This is a genomic window from Paraburkholderia sp., assembly GCF_035656215.1.
Taxonomy (GTDB): domain Bacteria; phylum Pseudomonadota; class Gammaproteobacteria; order Burkholderiales; family Burkholderiaceae; genus Paraburkholderia.
Genome location: NZ_DASRSY010000418.1, coordinates 1 through 17,017 on the forward strand (window position 1 = coordinate 1; position 17,017 = coordinate 17,017).

Here is a 17,017-nt window from a genome sequence, read left to right on the forward strand (position 1 = left end):
AGCGCCTTGCTGAGCTGGTCCTTGTTGATGTCGTCGAGTACGACGTCGTAGCCCGCCAGCGACAGGACATGGGCGATGCCGTTGCCCATCTGGCCCGCGCCGATAATGCCGATGCGTTCGATCGTCATGGCTTGATCCTTATGGAGCGACAACCCGCCGAACCCCAATCGGTGCCAACGGCACGGTGGGTTCGGCGAGAGGGTGCGCGACCAAAAATAACATCTCAAGAGCCAAGCTTGGTGAGCTCTTCTTCCATCTCGGGGATCGCCTTGAACAGGTCGGCCACCAGGCCGAAATCGGCGACCTGGAAGATCGGCGCCTCTTCGTCCTTGTTGATGGCGGCGATGACCTTGGAATCCTTCATGCCGGCCAGATGCTGGATCGCGCCGGAGATGCCGACGGCCACATACAGTTGCGGCGCGACGATCTTGCCCGTCTGACCCACTTGGTAGTCGTTCGGCACGAAGCCCGCATCGACCGCTGCACGCGATGCGCCCAGCGCTGCGTTCAGCTTGTCGGCCAGCGGCTCGAGAACCTTGGTGTAGTTCTCGCCGTTGCCCAGACCGCGGCCACCCGAGACGATGATTTTCGCCGAGGTCAGTTCCGGACGGTCCAGCTTCGTCACTTCACGGCTCACGAATTGCGAGAGGCCCGTGTCGGCTGCCGCTTCGATCTTCTCGACCGTTGCGCTGCCACCTTCTGCCGCGACCGGGTCGAAACCGGTCGTGCGGACCGTGATGACCTTGATCGGGTCAGCCGATTGCACCGTCGCGATTGCGTTACCCGCGTAGATCGGACGCTCGAACGTGTCGGCGCTATCTACCGCCGTGATGTCGCTGACCTGCGCAACATCGAGCTTCGCGGCGATACGCGGCGCGATGTTCTTGCCGTAGGCGGTCGCCGGCGTGAGGATGTGCGAATAGTCCTTCGCGATGTTCAGCACCGTTGCTTCGACGTTTTCGGCCAGCCCTGCCTCGAGTTGCGGCGCGTCGGCCAGCAGGACCTTCGAAACACCTGCAATCTTCGCCGCCGCATCAGCCGCAGCCTGTGCGTTGTGGCCCGCTACCAGCACGTGAATATCACCACCAATCTTCTGCGCCGCTGCAATCGTATTCAGCGTCGCGGCCTTGATCGACGCGTTATCGTGTTCTGCTATTACAAGATTAACCAGATTCGTCATTTCGTCCGTCTCCGCGTTTTACTTAAAGCACCTTGGCTTCGGTCTTCAGCTTCTCGACCAGCGTCTTCACATCCGGCACCTTCACACCGGCGGAGCGCTTTGGCGGCTCGACAACCTTCAGCGTCTTCAGGCGCGGCGTCACGTCGACACCCAGGTCTTCCGGCTTGACGACTTCCAGCGGCTTCTTCTTCGCCTTCATGATGTTCGGGAGCGTCACATAGCGCGGCTCGTTCAGGCGCAGGTCGGTCGTGATCACAGCCGGCAGGCTCAGCGACAGCGTTTCGGCGCCGCCGTCCACTTCACGCGACACCGTCGCCTTACCGTCGGCCACAACAACCTTCGAGGCGAACGTGGCTTGCGGCAGATTCGCCAACGCAGCCAGCATCTGGCCGGTCTGGTTCGAATCGTCATCAATAGCCTGCTTGCCCAGAATGACGAGCCCAGGCTGTTCCTTGTCGACCAGCGCCTTCAGCAGCTTGGCGACTGCCAGGGGCTGCAGCTCTTCGTTCGACTCAATCAGGATCGCGCGGTCCGCGCCGATCGCGAGCGCCGTGCGCAGCGTTTCCTGCGCTTGCGTCACACCGGCCGACACGGCGATCACTTCGGTCGCCACGCCCGCTTCGCGCAGACGCACCGCTTCTTCCACCGCAATTTCGTCGAACGGATTCATCGACATCTTCACGTTCGCGATATCGACGCCCGTGCCGTCCGACTTCACCCGGACTTTCACGTTGTAATCGACCACTCTCTTCACTGGCACCAGGATTTTCATGCACACGCTCCAAAGTTACGAATACGTCAACCCAACTAACATTATAGCGACTGCCCTCATGACAGCCGCGTCGCGGGCGCTTTAGCAGGAGGATATCGCTCCTCAGCGGCGTGACGGCAATATCGAACGATCGTTCTATTTTAATCTCGAAAAAACCCGGGCGACAACCCCGGGTTAAGACGGACGATTCTAATTTGGCATTGCCGTCGTATCTTGCCAGGCCAACAGTCGGGAAAAACGGTCGAAAAAACGGCCGTCAAATCACCAGGCGGTGATCACCGCGCCGCCGAACTTGCCCTCGACGAACTGCTTCACTTCCGGCGAATGATAAGCCGCGACCAGCTTGGCGACCCACGGCTTATTTCTGTCAGCTTCGCGGATTGCGATGATGTTCACGTACGGACCTTTCGGGTCTTCGATGGCGATCGCGTCCTGCTTCGGCTTCAGACCGGCTTCCATCGCGAAGTTCGTATTGACCGCGGCGGCGTCCACGTCATTCAGCGAACGCGGGATTTGCGCGGCGTCGAGTTCGACGATCTTCAGCTTCCTCGGGTTGTCGACGATGTCGAGCGGCGTTGCCTTGAGGCCGGCGTCCGCGCGCAGCTTCAGCAGACCCTGTTTTTGCAGCAACAGGAGTGCCCGGCCGCCATTGGTCGGATCGTTCGGTACCGCGATCTTCGCGCCCGGCTGCAATTCAGCCAGCGTCTTGATTTTCTTCGAGTAGATGCCCATCGGGTACGTGACGGTATCGGCGATGCGGATCAGTTTGTAGCCGCGGTCCTTCACCTGCGCCTGCAAGTACGGGTCATGCTGGTAGCTGTTCGCGTCCAGGTCGCCGCCGGCGAGTGCCGCGTTCGGCTGCACGTAGTCGGAGAACTCGACGATCTTGATGTTCAGACCGTTCTTTGCCGCGACCGTCTTCACGACTTCCATGATCTGCGCGTGCGGGCCGCCGGTGACGCCGACCTTGATCGTGTCTTCAGCGTGGGCCGCCGTGGCGGCAGCGAACAGCGAAGCGGCGCCGAGCGTGGCGGCCAACTTGAGAATGAAACGACGTTGCATGATGGACCTTTCCGATGACCCTTGTTTATTTATGGCTCAAACGACGCACGAGCCAATCCCCGAACGACTGCACCAGTTGCACAAAGACGATCAGAATCACCACGACCGTCAACATCACTTCCGGCAGGAAACGCTGATACCCGTAGCGAATGCCCAGATCCCCTAGCCCGCCGCCACCGATCGCACCGGCCATCGCCGAATAGCCGACCAGCGACACGAAGGTAATCGTCAACCCGGCGACCACGCCCGGCAGCGACTCCGGCAACAGCACCTTGAAGACAATCTGGCTGGTGGTCGCGCCCATCGCCTGCGCCGCTTCGATCAGACCGCGATCGACTTCACGCAAAGCTGTCTCAACCAGGCGCGCGATGAACGGCGCGGCGGCGATCGTCAGCGGCACCACGGCCGCAGCCGTGCCGATCGACGAACCCACCACGAGGCGCGTGAACGGAATCACCGCGACCAGCAAGATGATGAACGGCGTCGAGCGCACGGCGTTGACGATCACACCCATCACGCGATTCACCGCAATGTTCTGCAGCACGCCCTGACGGTCCGTCAAATACAGCAGCACGCCGAGCGGCAGACCGACCGCCGCGCCGACCAGTCCGGAGATGCCCACCATCACGAGCGTTTCCCAGAACGACTGGACGAACATATCGAACATTTCACTCAACATACGACAGCTCCTCTACCACCACACCCTGTTCACGCAGATACGTCAGCGCCTGTGCGACCTTCGCCGGTTCGCCGCCCGCGAGCACCGCGAGCGAGCCGAACGCCTGCCCCTGGATCTCGTCGATCTGACCGTGCAGGATGTTGAAGTCGAGTTCGTAGCGGCGAATCGTTTCCGACAGGATGGGCTGATCGACACCCGAGCCGGCGAATGCCAGGCGCAGCAAGTGACCACTACCGGTCTTCAGGCGCTCGGCAACGCGCGCTTTCATAGCGGGCGGCAATTCCTGCGCGATCACGTCGCCGATCAGCGCGCGCGTCACTTCATGATGCGGCTGCAGGAACACGTCGATGACCTTGCCCTCTTCGACCACACGACCTGCATCCAGCACCGCGACGCGGTCGCAGACCTGCTTGATCACGTCCATCTGGTGCGTGATCAGCACGATCGTCAGGTTCAGTTCGCGATTGATACGCTTAAGGAGGTCGAGAATCGAGCGCGTGGTCTCGGGATCGAGCGCGGAAGTCGCTTCGTCGGAGAGCAGCACTTTGGGCTTGCTCGCCAGCGCACGCGCGATGCCCACGCGTTGCTTCTGCCCGCCGCTGATCTGCGCCGGATAACGATCCTTCTGCGCCGACAGGCCGACCAGTTCGAGCAGCGGCAGCACGTTCGCCTCGATCTCATCGCGCTTCATGCCGGCGAGTTCGAGCGGCAACGCCACGTTCTCGTATACCGTGCGCGACGACAGCAGGTTGAAGTGCTGGAAGATCATGCCGATTTCGCGACGCGCCTCGCGCAATTGCGCGGCGGGCAGCGTCGTCAGATCGCGGCCGTTGACGACGATGTTGCCTTCGCTTGGGCGCGTCAGCAGGTTGATGGTGCGCACGAGCGTACTCTTGCCCGCGCCGCTGCGGCCGATGATGCCGAACACCTCACCCGCCGGAACCGACAGATTGACGTTGTGCAGCGCCTCGACCCAGCCCCGGGGTCCTGCAAAGCGCTGAGAGATATTGCGTATTTCGATCATGGAAAAACGAAACGGCGGAGTTTGCCAACGAGCGTTGTGCGCTCCCGACAAGCGGCCGCCGTTGCTTTTATTGGGATTTGAGGCCGCAATTCTACCGCAGCGCCGTCATTCCCTTTAATAATCAATTACGATCTTTTCATAACCACAGAGCATTAGAGGAGCGCCCGGCACGATAGGCTCACGCCTGCGCGCCCCCTGCGACTATGATCGGGCGAACCAGAATCAGGACACGCTCAGGATAAACGGCAGCCATGGAAACCACTCGACCCGGCAATGTGCTTCCCACAACAGCGGTCCGGAAAGACAGCACCGCGCTGCGCTCAACGGTCACGACGAGCGACGGCATCGAACTGCCGTTGTATCGCTGGCCCGCCACGGCACCATTGCGCGGCACGGTCGCGCTGGTGCACGGGCTCGCGGAGCACGCCGGGCGTTACGCGGCGCTGGCGGATCGGCTGAACCCGGCCGGCATTGAACTCGTCGCCATCGATTTGCGCGGACATGGGCATGCGCCGGGTAAGCGCGTGTGGGTGGAGCGCTTCGACGACTATTTGCTCGACGCCCAAGCCTTGCTCGATGAAGCGGCAACCCGCTGCGCGCCGCTATTCCTGATGGGCCACAGCATGGGCGGCGCGGTCGTGGCGCTCTACGCAATCGAACGACTGGAGGCGAGCGGGCGTCGACTAAGCGGTCTGATCCTGTCTAGCCCCGCGCTCGCGCCGGGCCGCGATGTGCCGCGCTGGATGCTCAAGGTGAGTCAGGTGATCAGCCGAATCTGGCCGACCTTCCCGGCGATGAAAATCGATGCGGCTTTACTGTCGCGGCTTCAGCCCGTGGTGAACGCCAATCGCAACGATCCGCTGGTTCACCACGGCGCGATTCCGGCGCGCACGGGCGCGGAGTTGTTGCTGGCGATGGCGCGCATCGAACGCGGCCGTGCGGGCTTGCGTGTGCCGCTGCTCGTGTATCACGGCACGGCCGACAAGCTCACCGAACCCGACGGCAGCCGCGATTTCGGCGCGCACGCGGGCTCGCCGGACAAGACGCTCACGATGCACGAAGACAGCTATCACGAGACGATGAACGACCTCGACCGCGATCGGGTGATCGGTGCGCTGATTGAGTGGATCGAGAAGCACTTGCCCAAAGCCTGAGCGCCGGACAGCATTTCGACATCAACACGGAGTTGAGTGAATTGATGCGCGGACGCCCCACGTTTCAGCATCGGAGGGCATTCAGAAGTTGAGGCGTCCGGACAAGTCGGTGCGGGAGCAGGCTCCGACAGGAACGGTCCAGTCCGGCTAGTGCTTCCAGTCCGGCGGTCGTTTGTCGATGAAGGCCTGAACGCCTTCGAGCGCGGAGTCGTCCATCATGTTGCAGGCCATGGTCTGGCCGGCGAGCTGATACGCCGCTTCGATGCCCATTTCGAGCTGGCGATAGAAAAGACCTTTGCCGGCGCGCACAGCTTCGACGGGTTTCGCGCAGATGCTTTTCGCGAGCCGCGCGACCTCTGCGTCGAGCGCGTCTGCCGGCGCAATGCGATTCACGAGGCCTTGCTGCCTCGCTTGCGCGGCGTCGATGAAATCGCCGGTCAGCAGCATTTCGAGTGCGACCTTACGCGACAGATTGCGCGACAGCGGCACCGAAGGCGTCGCGCAATAGAGACCCAGATTGACGCCCGAAACGGCAAAGCGCGCGGTGTCGGCAGCGACCGCCAGATCGCACATCGCGACCAGCTGACAGCCGGCCGCCGTGGCGATGCCGTGCACGCGCACGATCACCGGTTGCGGCAAACGCTGGATCGTCAACATCAGTTTCGTGCAGCGCGCGAACAACGCCTGGTAGTAAGCCAGCGACGGCGCCGCGCGCATTTCCTTCAGATCGTGCCCCGCGCAGAACGCGCGGCCGGCGCCGGCGATCACCACCACCCGCGCATCGGACTCCGCCAGCGCCATCAGCGCCGACTGCAACGCGTCGAGCAGGGCTTCGGAGAGCGCGTTGAAGGCATCGGGCCGGTTCATCGTCAATCGGACGACGCCAGGGACGCCATAAGCGTCGTGTTCGATCTCGACCAGTGAAGCGCTGCGCACATCGGCATTCATGGCTCGGTCCTCGTTGGTTTCATGCGGTTCGCGGCGTTCGCGCATGCGACGTCCGCGCATTCCTTGTGCCGTGGCAGCTTAGATCCCGGCCAGCGCGCGCACATGCGCGACCACGCTGCGCCCGAGCGCCGACAGGTTGTACCCGCCTTCGAGACAGCTGACGATCCGCCCGCGCGCATAGCGCTTCGCGATCTCGCCGACCTGGTCGGTGATCCATGCGTAATCGTCTTCGACGAGACCCATGTTGCCGAGATCGTCCTCGCGATGCGCGTCAAAGCCGGCCGAGATGAAGATCATCTCCGGCTTGAATTCATGCAAGCGCGGCAGCCACAGCATATCGACCACCTCGCGCACCGCCATGCCTTTCGAGCGCGCCGGCATCGGCACGTTGCACATGTTGGGCGCCTGATTGTCGGCGCCGGTAAACGGATAGAACGGATGCTGGAAAATGCTGCACATCAGCACACGCGAATCGCCCGAAAAGGCCGCTTCGGTGCCGTTGCCGTGATGGACGTCGAAGTCGACGATCGCCACGCGCTCCATGCCGTGCGCCTCGAGCGCATGGCGCGCGGCGATCGCGACGTTATTGAAGAAACAGAAGCCCATCGCACGCGCCGGCTCCGCATGGTGGCCGGGCGGGCGCACGCTGCAGAACGCATTGTCGTAACGGCCTTCGATCACGGCGTCGGTCGCGGCCACCGCTGCACCGGCCGCGCGCAACGCGGCCTGCAAGGTGTGCGGGTTCATCGACGTGTCGGGGTCGATTTCGGCGAGCCCCTCCGCGGGCGAACGGCTGCGGATGTAATCGACGTGGGCTTGCGTATGCACACGCAACAGCGCGGCGTCATCGGCGAGCGGCGGCGACTCGCGCTCGATCAGCGAGTCGATGCGGCTCGCAATCAGTTGATCTTCGATTGCCTGCAGGCGCGCCGGGCATTCGGGATGCCATTGCCCCATATCGTGCAGCAAACAATCGGCGTGGGAATAAAAGCCTGTTGCCATGATTCTCGTCTGCGGCGCGGCGCTTTCAAGGCGCGCGCGGCGTGTCTCCGTCCAGGGGCGCGCACACTGGGCGCGCCAACATTTGCCAAGTTACCACACGATGCGACTGTGACGCCGCAGGCACAGTTTTGCAGAAAGGGTCGGGTATACTGCCCCGATCGGTTTTCCCCCCCTGTCTCTTTCGCACTGCGCCCCTAGCTCACTATGACCGTCAAGCTTGCTCTGTCTGCACGAAACCGGCTACGCATGAAGACCGTGGCCACCGCACTGTCCGTCGCATCGTGCATGTTCATGGCAACCCATCCGGCGATGGCGCAAAGCACCGGAAAGCACCCACCGCTGCTGCTCGCGCAAAGCCAACCGCAACCGGCGGTGCCGCAAGGGCAAACCTTCGAAGAAGAGATCATCCCGCAGCGCTACGCGAATAACCCGAATGTCGACGCGTTCATCAGCGACATGTCGGCGCGCTACGACTTCGACGAAGCCGCACTGCACGCCCTTTTTGCACGCGTGAGCTATTCGGCCACGGCGGTCAAACTCGTCACGCCGTCGCCCTCGCCGTCGATCAAGAACTGGCGCGTGTATCAGTCGCGCTTTCTCGACCAGGTGCGCATCAACGCCGGCGTGCGCTTCTGGCGCGCCAACCAGGCCACGCTGCAACGCGCCTACGAAGAGTTTGGCGTGCCGCCCGAAGTGATCGTCGGCATCATCGGCGTGGAGACGATTTACGGGCGTTTCATGGGCAACTTCCGCGTGCTCGACGCGCTGACCACGCTCAGCTTCGACTATCCAAATACCGCCAATCGCGCGGATCGCCAGGCGACCTTCCGCAAGAATCTCGAAGACTACCTGGTGTGGACACGCGATTCGCAAATCGATCCAACCACCGTGCTTGGCTCCTACACCGGCGCGATCGGCATTCCGCAGTTCCTGCCGAGCAGCATCGTGCAATACGCGGTGAGCTATGACGGCAACAAGCAGATCGATCTGCGCACGAGCCAGGCGGACGCGATCGGCAGCGTGGCGAACTATCTGCGCCAGAACGGCTGGGAAAATGGCCGGCCAGTCGTGTGGAAGATCGGCACGGACGCCGGCAGCCTGGGCGTAGCGCAAGCGGCCGCCGACGGTAAGCCAGAGCCGCATTGGCCGCTGGACCAATTGCTCCGTGCCGGACTGCTACTGAATGAGCCGGGAATCGATATCGCGTCGGAAGCCGGTACGCCGGTGACGGTGGTCGATCTGCCCTCGCCAGGGCGTGGTACCGAGTACATGCTGGGCTTGAAGAATTTCTACGTGCTGACGCGCTATAACCGCAGTTTCTTCTACGCACTCGCGGTTTATCAATTGGGCCAGCGGATCAAGGCGCAGATGGAAGCGAGCGACGCAGCGAACGCCAATAGCAATGCGGCGGCGCCGGGTGCGGCTTCGCAATAGGCTGAGCGACGGTTGGCAGACACTCGATTGACAAACACTCGCCGCGTCACGAACGGGTAGCACGCGACACAAAAAAGCGCCGCTTAAACCGGCGCTTTTTTATTGGCTAACTCAGATCGAGCGCCACTCAATGCGCTGCAGCGCAATCAAGCTGGGAACACACCCGTAGACAGATACCGGTCACCCCGATCGCAGACGATAAACACGATCGTCGCGTTCTCGACCTGGCGCGCGACGCGCAGCGCCACCTCACAGGCTCCGCCCGACGAGATGCCGGCGAAGATCCCTTCGACCGAGGCCATGCGCCGCGCCATCGCTTCGGCTGCGGCCTGGCTCACGTTCTCGACATGGTCCACGCGGCTACGATCGAAAATCTTCGGCAGATAGGCTTCCGGCCATTTGCGGATGCCCGGAATGCGCGAACCCTCCTCCGGCTGCGCGCCGATGATCTCGATCGCCTGATTCTGTTCCTTCAGATAGGTGGACACGCCCATGATCGTGCCGGTTGTGCCCATCGACGAGACGAAGTGCGTGATGCGCCCTTCGGTGTCGCGCCAGATTTCCGGGCCGGTCGTCTCGACGTGCGCGGCCGGATTGTCCGGATTCGCGAACTGGTCGAGGATGATGCCCTTGCCTTCGCGCTGCATCTGCTCGGCCAGATCGCGCGCGTATTCCATGCCGCCCGTCACCGGCGTCAGGACGATCTGTGCGCCATAGGCGGCCATGCTCTGACGGCGTTCCACCGACAGATCTTCCGGCATGATCAGCACCATCTTGTAGCCGCGGATCGCCGCAGCCATTGCCAGCGCGATGCCGGTGTTGCCGCTGGTCGATTCGATCAGCGTGTCGCCCGGCTTGATGCGCCCGCGCGCTTCCGCTTTCTTGATCATCGACAGCGCCGGGCGATCCTTCACCGAACCCGCAGGATTGTTGCCCTCGAGCTTCGCAAGGATCACGTTATTGCGGCTGCGGATCTCGTCGTCAGGGAGCCGCACAAGCTGCACGAGCGGCGTATTGCCGATCGTGTCTTCAATCGTTTTGTAAGCCATATCGGTTCTGGGGCTGTCGATGCGCGGAGTCTTTAATCCATCGATTCTAAACCACCGTGCGCGCGGCTGCCGTGCGGCCCTTCTGGCCGCATGGATGCAGGCGCGCATTACCGCGGACCCAACGCAAAAAGCCCGCGGCTGAGAACCGCGGGAGCCAGTCATCTGCATGACAGCTGAAGGAGTGTTCTTACCCACTCCGACCATGAAGGGGAAACGGCAACGGACCAGGCGCGCAGATGTGACCCGCCTCGCGCGCACGGCCCGCGTCAGGTTATTTCTTCACCGCCACAGTGGCGTTGCTCTTTTGGGTAGTGGCCGCACTGGTTGAGTTGGCCGCATTGGCGCCAGTGCCCGCAGCGGGCGCGCCTTTGCTCTGTGCAGACGCCGCAGTCTGCGTGTTAGCAGCCGCGCCAGCCGGACCGACAGCGAGACCCTCCGCCTGCAGGCGCTCGACGGTATGCCCGCCCATGCCTTTGACGCGCTTGCCGAGATCGGACGGGTCCTTGAACGGACCATGCGCTGTACGCTCTTCGAGAATGGCTTTCGCCTTGGCAGGACCGATGCCCTTGATGCCGCGCAGCGCATCCTCGTTAGCTGTGTTGACGTCGACCGCCGCATACGCGTGACCGAAAGCGGCGAGCATGGCCGCGGTAACCAGAATTTTTCGAAACATATGGAATCTCCCTCGTACAACCGGTTGGCGACCATCACCAACCGGGAGATTCCAGTTTAAAGAGGTATCCGAAAGATTTACACCTGGCCGAATAGCCAACGTACGTAGCGATCGACACCTTCCTGCACGCTCAGGAACGGCGCGTCGTAGCCGGCAGCTCGCAGCTTCGACTGATCCGCTTGCGTGAAGCACTGATACTTGCCGCGCAATGCGTCGGGGAACGGAATGTATTCGATCAGCCCGCGCTGCACCTGCTCCGCAAGCGAAAGCGGGGGCTCATTGTTCAGCGCGCGCAACGTGTTGACCACGGTGGTCGCAATGTCATTGAACGGCTGTGCACGGCCGCTGCCGAGATTGAAGATGCCCGATTTCTCCGGATGATCGAAGAAGTGCAGATTGACCTTCGTCACGTCTTCGACGGAAACGAAATCGCGCGTCTGCTCGCCGGCTGCATAGCCGTTGTACTCGCCGAACAGCTTGACCTTGCCTTCCGCTCGGAACTGGTTGAAGTTGTGAAACGCCACCGACGCCATACGTGCCTTGTGCGTCTCGCGCGGCCCGTACACGTTGAAATAACGGAAACCGGCAATCTGGCTTTTTGCGGTGGGCAGCACGCGGCGAATCACCTGGTCGAACAGGAACTTCGAATAGCCGTACACGTTCAGCGGTTGCTCAACCTCGCGCTCCTCGACGAAACGGCTCGAGCCGCCGTACGTTGCCGCCGAAGACGCGTACAGAAACTGGATGTTCTGCGCGAGACAGACATCGAGCACGTCGCGGCTATAACGGAAGTTGTTCTCCATCATGTAGCGGCCGTCGGTTTCCATCGTGTCCGAACAGGCACCTTCGTGGAAAATCGCGCGCACTTTGCCGAAGTCGCCACGTTTGAAGCGCTCGACAAATTCGGTCTTGTCGAGATAATCGTCGATCTCGCAATCGACCAGGTTCTTGAACTTGTCCGCGCGCGTGAGGTTGTCGACCGCGATGATGCGTTGTTCACCGCGCTCGTTGAGCGCCTTCACGAGATTGCTGCCGATAAAGCCGGCCGCGCCGGTGACGATGAGGGTCATGATGATCCTGCGGTAATGAGCTTTGCATGGGATCGGAGTAAGTGCCCTGCACTAACTCCGATCGACAAGTTCAGTTGATGCCTCGCGGGTTCCTCTTTTGCGCCGCTGCAACTGAAGCGCGCAAAACAGGAGACCCGCGGCCCGCATCAATGAAAAAGTTCGTCGTAGTTGACAGTGGCGGTGCCGAGCTTGCCGACCACGATGCCGGCCGCGCGATTCGCGAGCCCGACCGCCTCGACCAGCGTAAGACCCGCGCCGAGCATGGCGGCGAGCGTGGCGATCACGGTGTCGCCCGCGCCCGACACATCATACACTTCGCGTGCAACGGCCGAGGCGTACAGGATGCCGTCGTCGGAGAAGAGCGTCATGCCCTCTTCCGAACGCGTCAGCAGCAACGCCTTGAACTCGAGATCGGCGCGAAGTTTGGTCACGCGCGCGATCAGATCTTCTTCAGACTTCCACTGCCCGACCACCTCGCGCAACTCGGCACGATTCGGCGTGATCAGCGTGGCGCCGCGATAGCGCTCCCAGTCGTCGCCCTTCGGATCGACCAGCACCGGTTTGCCCGCCGCATGCGCCTTGGCGATCATCTGCGTGACGTGCGTGAGACCACCCTTCGCGTAATCCGACATCAGGATCACGTCGTGCGACGGCAGTAGGTCGTCGAAACGCGCGAGGCCTGCGAGCAGTACTTCGTGGGCCGGCGAGTTTTCGAAGTCGACGCGCAGCAACTGCTGCTGACGCGACAGCACGCGCAGCTTGATGGTCGTGAGCAAATCCGGATCGCGTTCCAGATGCGGCACGACACCGCTTTCGCCGAGCAGTTGCACAATACGCTCGCCAGGCTCGTCATGGCCGACAACGCACAGCAAACCCGCTTGCGCGCCGAGCGCAACCGCATTGCGCGCGACGTTCGCGGCACCGCCCAAGCGATCCTCCTGGCGCTGCACGTGCACGACCGGCACCGGCGCTTCCGGCGAAATACGGTTCACGTCGCCGAACCAGTAGCGATCGAGCATCACGTCGCCGACCACCAGCACGCGGGCCGCGCCGAGGCGTTCGCGCGGCACCACCGTCAGGGCCGCCACGGGAGTGGACTGAGCAGTCTCAGGCATTGCTGGCGCCACCGGCCGAAAATTCAGAGGACTGGGCATAAGGTCGTCCGATCGAGTGATAGTCGATGCCGAGCTCGGTCATTGCGTCCGGCTCGTACAGATTGCGGCCGTCGAAAATCAGCGGTGACTTCAGCACTGATTTCAGGTGCAGGAAATCCGGGCTCTTGAATTCCTTCCATTCGGTGACGACCACCAGCGCGTCGGCGCCGGTAAGCGTTTCCTCCTGGGTGCTCGCAAACGTGAGACGCGCCTGCTGCTCCGGTGCATCGTGCAGATCCATGGCGAACACGCGGCGCGCTTCAGCCACCGCGACCGGATCGTACGCACGAACCTGAGCGCCACGCGCCAGCAATTCAGCGATCACGCGACGGCTCGGCGCCTCGCGCATGTCGTCGGTATTCGGCTTGAATGCAAGGCCCCACACGGCGAACGTCCGGCCGCTCAGGTCTTCACCGAGCTTGCCCGTGATTTTCTGCACCAGCACGTCTTTCTGCTTGTAATTCACTTCCTCGACCGCTTCGAGGATGCGCAGATTGTGGCCGCTTTCGCTGGCGGTGCGGATCAGCGCCTGCACGTCCTTCGGGAAGCACGAGCCGCCGTAGCCGCAACCGGCATACAGAAAGTGATAGCCGATGCGCGGGTCCGAGCCGATGCCGCGGCGCACCGCTTCAATATCCGCGCCGACCCGGTCCGCCAGATTCGACATCTCGTTCATGAACGAGATGCGCGTGGCGAGCATCGCATTGGCTGCGTATTTCGTGAATTCAGCCGAACGCACATCCATGTACAGCGTGCGGTCGTGATTGCGATTGAACGGCGCGTACAGACGCTTCATCAGTTCGCGCGCGCGCATGCCGGCTTCGTCTTCGTCGCTGCCGAGCACGATGCGATCGGGGCGCATGAAGTCGTCGATCGCCGCGCCTTCCTTCAGAAACTCTGGGTTGGACACCACCGAAAAACAGTGCTGCTCGCTATTGGCGAGTCCGCGTTTGGCCAGTTCCTCTTCGACCACCGCGCGCACGCGTTGCGCGGTGCCGACCGGTACCGTCGATTTGTCGACGATCACCTTGAAGCCATTCATCGTGCGGCCAATGTTGCGCGCCGCTTCGAGCACATATTGCAGATCGGCCGAGCCGTCTTCGTCGGGCGGCGTGCCGACAGCGATGAACTGCACCTCGCCGTGCGCCACGCTCGCTTCGATATCCGTCGAAAACGTGATGCGGCGCGCCTTGCGCGTGCGGGCGATGATCTCCAGCAACCCCGGCTCGTGGATTGGCACGCCACCGTTGTTGAGAATTTCGATCTTGCGCGGATCGACGTCGAGACAGAAAACGTCGTGGCCGATTTCGGCGAGGCACGCGCCGGTGACTAGGCCAACATAACCCGTGCCGATAATGGTGATTTTCATACGCTTTCCGGTAGAGGGTTCCGGTGAGGGTTTCTCGTAGTGAACAAGGCCGTCATGATCCCATCCGGCTTAGTCCGCCCGACGGGCCGCCGTCGTTGCGGCGCGGCTATACGATTGCATTCGCGATCAGTTCGACGCCGTAATCGGTTCGACGCGACGCGGCGCATAGGTTTCCCAACCGCTGCAACCCGGGCACTGCCAGTAGAACAGCCGCGCCCTGAAACCACAATTCTGGCACGTATACCGTGGCAGATTTTTGGTGCGCTGGCGAATCAGCGTACGCATCAGTTCAAGCTCGCTCTTCCGCGGTTCTTCCGCGACGGCTTCCTGGGCTTCCAGAAGACGTGTCATGCCCGCCAGATTCGGCGACTTCTGCATCTGCGAGCGCGCCAGCGCATGTGCGGCGTCAGGCCCGCGTACCGCCGCAATGTGCTGATAGGTCACGTCGAGCAGGTCGTTCGACGGATAGCGGTCCACCCACGTGGTGAGCAGATCGGCGCCATCCTGCGGACGGCCGAGCGCCTCATAGGCCTTCATCAGCTTTTCCGCGACGAGCGGCAGATAGGCGGGATTCTGCTCCTCGACGCGCTGCCACTGGACAATCGCCGCCTCTTGCGCATCGGCTGTTGCATCAACGTCGCCGAAGAGGATCGTGGCGCGTACGTTGGTCGGGTTCGCCTTCAATGCAAAGTCTAGCTGACGACGCGCCTCATCCGCATTTTTCTGCTGGAGCGCTTCCTGCGCGAGCTCGCAATGGAACTGCGCGATTTCCTTGTCGAGCGACTCGGCGCCCATTGTTTCCAGGTGGCGCGCGGTATCGATCGATTTAACCCAGTCTTTCTCGATCTGGTAGATGGTCAGCAGCGCACGCTGCGCACCCAGCGCGTAATTGCCGGTTTCGAGCGAGCGGAAGGTCTCTTCGGCGCGATCGAGCAAACCGGCCTTCAGGAAGTCCTGGCCCAGTTCGTACAGCGCGTGATCGCGCTCGGTGACGGGCAAATCGGTGCGGCTCAGCAGGTTCTGATGCACGCGAATTGCGCGGTCGGTCTCACCACGACGGCGGAACAGATTCCCCAGCGCGAAATGCAACTCGATCGTTTCCGGGTCGAGTTTGACGACTTCGATAAACGCATCGATCGCCTGGTCAGGCTGCTCGTTGAGCAGGAAATTCAGGCCGCGAAAGTACGAACGCGGCAGGTTGGCGCTTTCGGACAGCAGCGTCTTGAGGTCGTAGCGCGCGGCCATCCAGCCGAACGCAAAAGCGACGGGTATGACAAGCAGCCACCAGAAGTCTAGATCCATGCGATTAATGCAAATGTACGGGACAGCGGAAACGGAAAGCCGCGCTTCAGAAGCGCGGCAGAAGACAACTTAGATCAGCGGCGGCATAGGCGGTTGCTCGACCACCACCGGCGCTTCACGCGCCACACGCAACTCGCGCTTGAGCCGGCCATTCTCCATGCGCAGGCGCACCATGGCCGGTATCGACGACACCAGTCCGGCCAGCAGCCCCACCACGAAGAACGCGAGGCCGATCAGAATCAAAGGCGCCGACCACGCGTAGCCGGCGAGGAAATTCAGCGTAGCGGGTTGTGTATTGGAAAGCGCGAGCACCAGCAGGAGCACGAACACCAGCACACGGATCAGCCAGACGATAAATTTCATGAATAGGTCTCTTGACGGCAGTTGCGGGGTGACGCCGGCTTGATGACGCGTCGCGCCACGGTGTTGCCCGCGCCGAAGTGACCCGTATTGTAATTGAAGCCCTCGCGGCTGGGCAGGAACTGGCTGATAGAGGACTTACGTGAGGTTTATCTTGCCGCAAGAGGATGTGTGGGCAGGTATGTTGGATTTTAGGGATGCGTCGGCCGCATAGCCATGCTGCCGCGTCGTGCCCGCAGGTGAAAGGCACCGGTGACAACGACTATAAACGACGAATACGGACGAAAAAAAAGCGCCCGAAGGCGCTTTTTCTGGTCTTTTGCCGTCTGGCTTTGGCCGCTGACGCTACCAACGCCATGTCGCGAACAGCGCAGCGAAGCATTTACAGGTCGTCGTCATCCGGCTCATCGGCCTTCAGCGGCTCGCCCGAACGTCGATCTACCCGCTCGCGCAATTCCTTGCCCGGCTTGAAATGCGGTACGTACTTCTCAGGTACCAGCACCTTCTCGCCTGACTTCGGATTACGCCCCACGCGGGACGGACGACGATTAAGGCCGAAGCTGCCGAAGCCGCGAATTTCGATGCGATGGCCGTTGGCAAGCGCCTCCGACATCGCATCAAGCATCGTCTTCACCGCGAAATCCGCATCTTTAAGTACAAGCTGCGGAAATCGCGTAGCCAGCTGGGCGACCAATTCCGATTTGGTCATACTGCAGCAGACCTCTCAAGAAAACGCCGGGTCGCCCCCATATTTTGCGCCCCGAAGGAAGTCCCCTTGGGGGATT

The 17,017-nt window shown here is 61.9% G+C and carries 18 protein-coding genes; 2 read left to right on the plus strand and 16 right to left on the minus strand.

Annotated elements, in window-relative coordinates; all coding sequences use genetic code 11:
• From VFE81_RS24330 to VFE81_RS24355, 6 genes are all read right to left on the minus strand, one after another.
• Positions 1-128 (minus strand): 3-hydroxyacyl-CoA dehydrogenase NAD-binding domain-containing protein (locus tag VFE81_RS24330; RefSeq protein ID WP_325047036.1); only part of this gene is annotated, 128 nt, incomplete at its 3' end.
• A gap of 95 nt (positions 129-223) precedes the next feature.
• The gene (locus tag VFE81_RS24335) at positions 224-1,171 is read right to left on the minus strand and encodes an electron transfer flavoprotein subunit alpha/FixB family protein (RefSeq protein ID WP_325047037.1); all 948 of its coding nucleotides are present in this window, start codon (positions 1,169-1,171) and stop codon (positions 224-226) included.
• Between the two features lie 31 nt (positions 1,172-1,202).
• Positions 1,203-1,952, minus strand: a complete 750-nt coding sequence (locus VFE81_RS24340) for an electron transfer flavoprotein subunit beta/FixA family protein (protein ID WP_325047023.1) — start codon at positions 1,950-1,952, stop codon at positions 1,203-1,205.
• A gap of 261 nt (positions 1,953-2,213) precedes the next feature.
• Entirely contained in the window at positions 2,214-3,014 is an 801-nt protein-coding gene (locus VFE81_RS24345; RefSeq protein ID WP_325047024.1) for a MetQ/NlpA family ABC transporter substrate-binding protein, read from the minus strand.
• Positions 3,015-3,039: 25 nt separating this feature from the next.
• A complete protein-coding gene (locus tag VFE81_RS24350; RefSeq protein WP_064268517.1) occupies positions 3,040-3,693 on the minus strand; it encodes a methionine ABC transporter permease in 654 nt (217 codons plus the stop codon).
• On the minus strand, positions 3,683-4,717 hold the full coding sequence (locus tag VFE81_RS24355) for a methionine ABC transporter ATP-binding protein (RefSeq protein ID WP_325047025.1): 1,035 nt from the start codon (positions 4,715-4,717) through the stop codon (positions 3,683-3,685). The genes VFE81_RS24350 and VFE81_RS24355 overlap by 11 nt, the downstream gene beginning before the upstream one ends.
• 251 nt (positions 4,718-4,968) lie before the next feature.
• On the opposite strand from VFE81_RS24355, the gene VFE81_RS24360 reads away from it, so the two are divergent.
• Positions 4,969-5,871, plus strand: a complete 903-nt coding sequence (locus VFE81_RS24360) for a lysophospholipase (RefSeq protein ID WP_325047026.1) — start codon at positions 4,969-4,971, stop codon at positions 5,869-5,871.
• Between the two features lie 147 nt (positions 5,872-6,018).
• Here VFE81_RS24360 and VFE81_RS24365 read toward each other — a convergent pair whose 3' ends face one another.
• Positions 6,019-6,819, minus strand: a complete 801-nt coding sequence (locus VFE81_RS24365; RefSeq protein ID WP_325047027.1) for an enoyl-CoA hydratase — start codon at positions 6,817-6,819, stop codon at positions 6,019-6,021.
• Positions 6,820-6,897: 78 nt separating this feature from the next.
• Positions 6,898-7,821, minus strand: coding sequence for a histone deacetylase family protein (locus tag VFE81_RS24370; RefSeq protein WP_325047028.1), 924 nt, complete (start codon positions 7,819-7,821; stop codon positions 6,898-6,900).
• Between the two features lie 246 nt (positions 7,822-8,067).
• Here VFE81_RS24370 and mltB point away from each other — a divergent pair, with 246 nt between their 5' ends.
• Entirely contained in the window at positions 8,068-9,255 is a 1,188-nt protein-coding gene (mltB, locus tag VFE81_RS24375; protein ID WP_414695651.1) for a lytic murein transglycosylase B, read from the plus strand.
• A 146-nt stretch (positions 9,256-9,401) separates the two neighbouring features.
• Here the strand turns inward: mltB and cysM are convergent, their stop codons facing one another.
• The 8 genes from cysM to VFE81_RS24415 all read right to left on the minus strand — a co-directional run bounded on the left by cysM (position 9,402) and on the right by VFE81_RS24415 (position 16,941).
• Positions 9,402-10,304, minus strand: coding sequence for a cysteine synthase CysM (cysM, locus tag VFE81_RS24380; protein ID WP_325047029.1), 903 nt, complete (start codon positions 10,302-10,304; stop codon positions 9,402-9,404).
• Positions 10,305-10,575: 271 nt separating this feature from the next.
• Positions 10,576-10,977, minus strand: a complete 402-nt coding sequence (locus tag VFE81_RS24385; protein ID WP_325047030.1) for a helix-hairpin-helix domain-containing protein — start codon at positions 10,975-10,977, stop codon at positions 10,576-10,578.
• A gap of 77 nt (positions 10,978-11,054) precedes the next feature.
• Positions 11,055-12,047 carry an ADP-glyceromanno-heptose 6-epimerase gene (rfaD, locus tag VFE81_RS24390; protein ID WP_325047031.1) on the minus strand — a complete coding sequence of 331 codons (993 nt, stop codon included), beginning with the start codon at positions 12,045-12,047 and terminating at the stop codon, positions 11,055-11,057.
• A 146-nt stretch (positions 12,048-12,193) separates the two neighbouring features.
• Complete coding sequence (gene rfaE1, locus VFE81_RS24395) at positions 12,194-13,201, minus strand: D-glycero-beta-D-manno-heptose-7-phosphate kinase (RefSeq protein ID WP_325047032.1); 1,008 nt, start codon at positions 13,199-13,201, stop codon at positions 12,194-12,196.
• Positions 13,155-14,570 carry a UDP-glucose/GDP-mannose dehydrogenase family protein gene (locus VFE81_RS24400; RefSeq protein WP_325047033.1) on the minus strand — a complete coding sequence of 472 codons (1,416 nt, stop codon included), beginning with the start codon at positions 14,568-14,570 and terminating at the stop codon, positions 13,155-13,157. Before VFE81_RS24400 ends, rfaE1 begins: the two co-directional genes overlap by 47 nt.
• Before the next feature lie 126 nt (positions 14,571-14,696).
• The gene (lapB, locus tag VFE81_RS24405) at positions 14,697-15,872 is read right to left on the minus strand and encodes a lipopolysaccharide assembly protein LapB (protein WP_325047034.1); all 1,176 of its coding nucleotides are present in this window, start codon (positions 15,870-15,872) and stop codon (positions 14,697-14,699) included.
• A 69-nt stretch (positions 15,873-15,941) separates the two neighbouring features.
• Positions 15,942-16,235 (minus strand): LapA family protein, encoded by a 294-nt coding sequence (locus tag VFE81_RS24410; RefSeq protein WP_325047035.1) that lies wholly within the window; start codon positions 16,233-16,235, stop codon positions 15,942-15,944.
• A 379-nt stretch (positions 16,236-16,614) separates the two neighbouring features.
• Positions 16,615-16,941, minus strand: a complete 327-nt coding sequence (locus VFE81_RS24415; RefSeq protein WP_028200079.1) for an integration host factor subunit beta — start codon at positions 16,939-16,941, stop codon at positions 16,615-16,617.
• Positions 16,942-17,017 lie beyond the last annotated feature (76 nt).